We start from the raw sequence: 3683 nt of genomic DNA, 5'->3' as shown, positions 1-3683 counted from the left end.
TAATTTTTTATAATTTGTAATTATATGTAACTAATAGAACACAGATACCCTATTAGTCTCAAATTTGGGACTAGAGTCCACCATTAGATAACGTGGACTCTTTTTTATGGTTTAATCAGAACCGAATAAATAAGAGATATTTAGTCATATGCAACCTAAGTCAATAAAAGATCAGCTTTATTACTCTACTGTAATGATTCAATCAGCTCAAAGCTCAGGAACAGCCTTTTTACTTTCTAGAACTTTAGGGCAATATGGGCGAGTCTATCTAGTATCCAATAAACATGTTGTAAAAGATCAGACTGAATGCCAAATTAGATTTCATAGATCAGAGTCGCTAAATCCAGAAAATAAAGTAGGTGATTTTATTCATCATTTTACAAATGATGAATGGATTAACGGCTGGAAATTTCATACTGATGATGAAGTGGATTTAGCTGTTTTTGATCTTACAGGGACAATGGCTGCCCTTCATGAACAACAACAATATATTTTTTATCGTTGTTTAACTGCTGATAGCATTGCCACAAAAGAACAAACTAAAGATATTGTTGCAATGGAAAAAGTATTCTTTGTGGGGTATCCAAATGCTTTTAGAGATGAGGTTAATAATCTCCCAATAGCACGAAGTGGATATTTAGCAACACCCTTATATACCGATTTTGAAGGAAAAGAAACTTTTCTACTTGATGCTAGTATTTTCGAAGGTTCTAGCGGTAGCCCAATTTGTATTGTAAATGAGAATTTTGAGACCTATTCAGATACATCTGGAAATGCAAGAGTTAATGCGAGATGTATTCTAGCAGGTGTAAATTCAAGCACATTTACTCGATGTAGTGACAAACAATATTTAGATATTGGGTATGCATGGAAAGCTTACAAAATTTTAGAAATTATTGAACAGAATGAAATATAAAATTTAAGTCATTCTGAAGTCGCATAACTTCATTTTATGTTAAATAGGATATCTGAAGACAGCACCCTACAATTATCTATCGTTGGTGCTGCACTTGACGGTTGCAATAATAAATTATCTTACCGTCAAGTGTATCCCAAGTAACATAACATAAGTTATGCGGAAATCAGACCGCTACTCGACTTGCGTATCAGTCAAACCTACGCAAGTCTGCGTGGCTATGACTTCAATATCTGGAAATATGAGGCAAATCTCATCAATCGTTTCCCGCATATTATAGGTTGCGGGAAATTAAAATTATGACCAACGATTAAAACTGTAGCTTTGCTGTATTGGTCTATCTAAATGATGTTGTAGCTTATGAATCAATAGTTTAACATCATTAATTTTATCATTACTTGAGCAGTCATCTGCTTGAACATAAACTAGATAATCACCTAACATTTCAACAAGTTTTTTCCAGTCTTCTTTACGCATTGCCCCTATTGAACGCTTATATCCCATATATTCAACCTAGCGCGTCTGTTATTTCCATTGGAAAATTGATATTTTCAGTCCTTGCTTGCTACTTAAGCCACTATAATTGTTAAAAACCTATCAATCTAAGATTGATGGTTTTTATACAATTTTATGCGTTTAAGCAGCCCCAATAAAATCTATATTTTAAAATTCAAAACTCCTAATCTCATTCATGATATTTTTTATAGACAAATGATCTTGAATTTGAATATTATCTCTTATATATATGAGTTTGTTAATATTTTTTTGAATAATTTCCTGTTGATTAGAATCAACGGCTTTGTTGCACAAAGATTTCATAACTATATGATTTTAAAAGTTTTGATTATTTTTTGATCCAAAATTAAATTTATTTAAATCAGATGCTTACATATTTATGCAACAAAGCCAGAATCAACTATTTTTTCCAGTCTACTTAATTTAAATATTAAACCACAGATAGCTTCTCTAACTATCTCATAATTAATAATATCCTTATATTCAATATCTTGCATATCAAATTGAGTTTTATCTAAATGATTTAATTTAAATTGAATAAGTTTCATTATGTATTCTCAATAATCACTAAAGATTTGGATAAGCTGTCGATTTATAAGCCACATATTCATTACTATTTAAAGAAACATTCTCTTGTGAATATTGCTCTTTTCTCATCTTTGAAAAAGACATTTTACTATTTTTAGCAGATAATTTTTTACATTCATCAACCGTAATATCAATGATATCACCATAAGAATTTTTAGCATAACAATCAGATGATGAATCCATAATCATGGCTATTCTTGATAACTCTTGCTGCTCTAAAGTCATTTCAGGCTTTTGTTCTATAGTTTCAATATCTGATTTCACTAAATTTTTTTCTTTAATATCTGATGCAACTACAGCTTTAGGTTCATCTTTTTTTAGAGGTGATAGAGATGATTTGCTTGCACCTGAACACGAATATAAAAATAAACAAATTGCCATCATGATAAATATACCCCAACCAATTAAACCCTTTGGGTATCTTGGTTTATGTGTATTAATTGCCGTTGATTTATATAATTTAAAGATGCGTAATTGTGGCTTGAAATCGAATTTAGCTTCACAGTTAAGTTTATTGACCAATGTATTAGGATAATCTCGACAAGAGCCGAAACGGTAAATCTTGGGAGTACGTCCATACGGACGTGTAATATGATAATGGCAACCGATAAGAGCTTTAACTACTGGGTGTAAAAGGTTCGGAAATTGAGTAATAAAATAGAAATCAAAACCACGATGCCGATGTATAGTCAACTCCATGATCATTTCATCTTTAACTTTGGTTGTAGCATACGGTTCAACAAGCTGAACTTCATCAATCACGATGATTGAGCCATCAGGACAAGTTCGCCAGTCATAGACGTTTGCTCGAACATAGTCAATTTTTAAAGCTTTGATATTGCTGTAAATGGTTCGTACAGGTTGAAAGAGTTTAAAGCCCTGCTCACCCTCCCGATCTTCTATTCGTTCTATAATTTCATTGTATCGAACTGCACGTAGAAAATAATCATCAGGTCGTAAATCATCAAAGTCTTGACCTAAAAAACTAAAATAATCATCAGCTAAAAACTCAAGTTCGGTTTTTAATTCATGCCCCGAACCAACTTCAATTTCATAATAGCCAAAGTCATCTTTATATTTTTCAAATAATGATTGATTGTGCTGATAGATTGATTTGTTCTTTTCTAAATTAACTTTATTTTGACGTTCAATTTTATCTAATTCAGTAACTACATAAGCTGTCTTACTAGCACCATTTACACCTGTCACTAGATTTAACATAATTTATTGATTCCTTTGGTACAGTAATCGTCCTTCTCGTCGAAGCTCCTCGTCGTCCTCATACTGCACCTACATCTTTCTTAAAGTCAGTTTTGATGAGTTTTGGACGTATTTAGTGACAATTGCGCCTAAAATAATGGAAAAGGCATAATCAAATCCGGCTAATCCAGCAAGATTTAATACTGTGACAGAAATTCCACCCAATGAATTTTTAAAGGTAGTCACTGCAGTATTGAGGACCAGCAATAATGCTCCACTGGTTGCCAAGGTAATACCTGCACCTGTCAGTACATTTTTTAATAGTCCTTTTTGTAAGGATGCAAATAGTGTTGATAGTGAACCGTACCGGGTTTGTCGGAGACCAACTTTCTTGAGAGAATGTTCCAATGACAAAACCAAAATATACCCCTGAAATCAGAGAAAGAGCGGTTCAATTATTGAT

General features: G+C 32.4%; 5 protein-coding genes. 1 reads left to right on the top strand and 4 read right to left on the bottom strand.

What is annotated here, in order from left to right:
• Nucleotides 1–148 precede the first annotated feature (148 nt).
• Nucleotides 149–916 (top strand): serine protease, encoded by a 768-nt coding sequence (locus HYG89_RS06045; RefSeq protein ID WP_178866635.1) that lies wholly within the window; start codon nt 149–151, stop codon nt 914–916.
• 297 nt (nt 917–1213) lie between these two features.
• Here the strand turns inward: HYG89_RS06045 and HYG89_RS06040 are convergent, their stop codons facing one another.
• The 4 genes from HYG89_RS06040 to HYG89_RS06025 all read right to left on the bottom strand — a co-directional run bounded on the left by HYG89_RS06040 (nt 1214) and on the right by HYG89_RS06025 (nt 3628).
• Nucleotides 1214–1420, bottom strand: coding sequence for a hypothetical protein (locus tag HYG89_RS06040; protein WP_178866633.1), 207 nt, complete (start codon nt 1418–1420; stop codon nt 1214–1216).
• Nucleotides 1421–1809: 389 nt separating this feature from the next.
• Complete coding sequence (locus HYG89_RS06035; RefSeq protein WP_178866631.1) at nt 1810–1980, bottom strand: hypothetical protein; 171 nt, start codon at nt 1978–1980, stop codon at nt 1810–1812.
• Nucleotides 1981–1999: 19 nt separating this feature from the next.
• Nucleotides 2000–3241, bottom strand: coding sequence for a zonular occludens toxin domain-containing protein (locus HYG89_RS06030; protein WP_178866629.1), 1242 nt, complete (start codon nt 3239–3241; stop codon nt 2000–2002).
• A 69-nt stretch (nt 3242–3310) separates the two neighbouring features.
• Entirely contained in the window at nt 3311–3628 is a 318-nt protein-coding gene (locus HYG89_RS06025; protein ID WP_178866627.1) for a DUF2523 domain-containing protein, read from the bottom strand.
• Nucleotides 3629–3683 lie beyond the last annotated feature (55 nt).

Source organism: Acinetobacter sp. SwsAc5 (assembly GCF_013391485.1).
In the GTDB taxonomy this organism is placed as follows: Bacteria; Pseudomonadota; Gammaproteobacteria; order Pseudomonadales; family Moraxellaceae; genus Acinetobacter; species Acinetobacter towneri.
The sequence above is the reverse complement of the archived record's forward strand: the minus strand, read 5'-3'. Positions and strand labels throughout refer to the sequence as shown.

Bases quoted from the DNA above. Each gene is read 5' to 3' on its own strand.
- HYG89_RS06045 (WP_178866635.1), top strand. From the start codon at position 149: ATGCAACCTAAGTCAATAAAAGATCAGCTTTATTACTCTACTGTAATG.
- HYG89_RS06030 (WP_178866629.1), bottom strand. From the start codon at position 3,241: ATGTTAAATCTAGTGACAGGTGTAAATGGTGCTAGTAAGACAGCTTAT.
- HYG89_RS06035 (WP_178866631.1), bottom strand. From the start codon at position 1,980: ATGAAACTTATTCAATTTAAATTAAATCATTTAGATAAAACTCAATTT.
- HYG89_RS06040 (WP_178866633.1), bottom strand. From the start codon at position 1,420: ATGGGATATAAGCGTTCAATAGGGGCAATGCGTAAAGAAGACTGGAAA.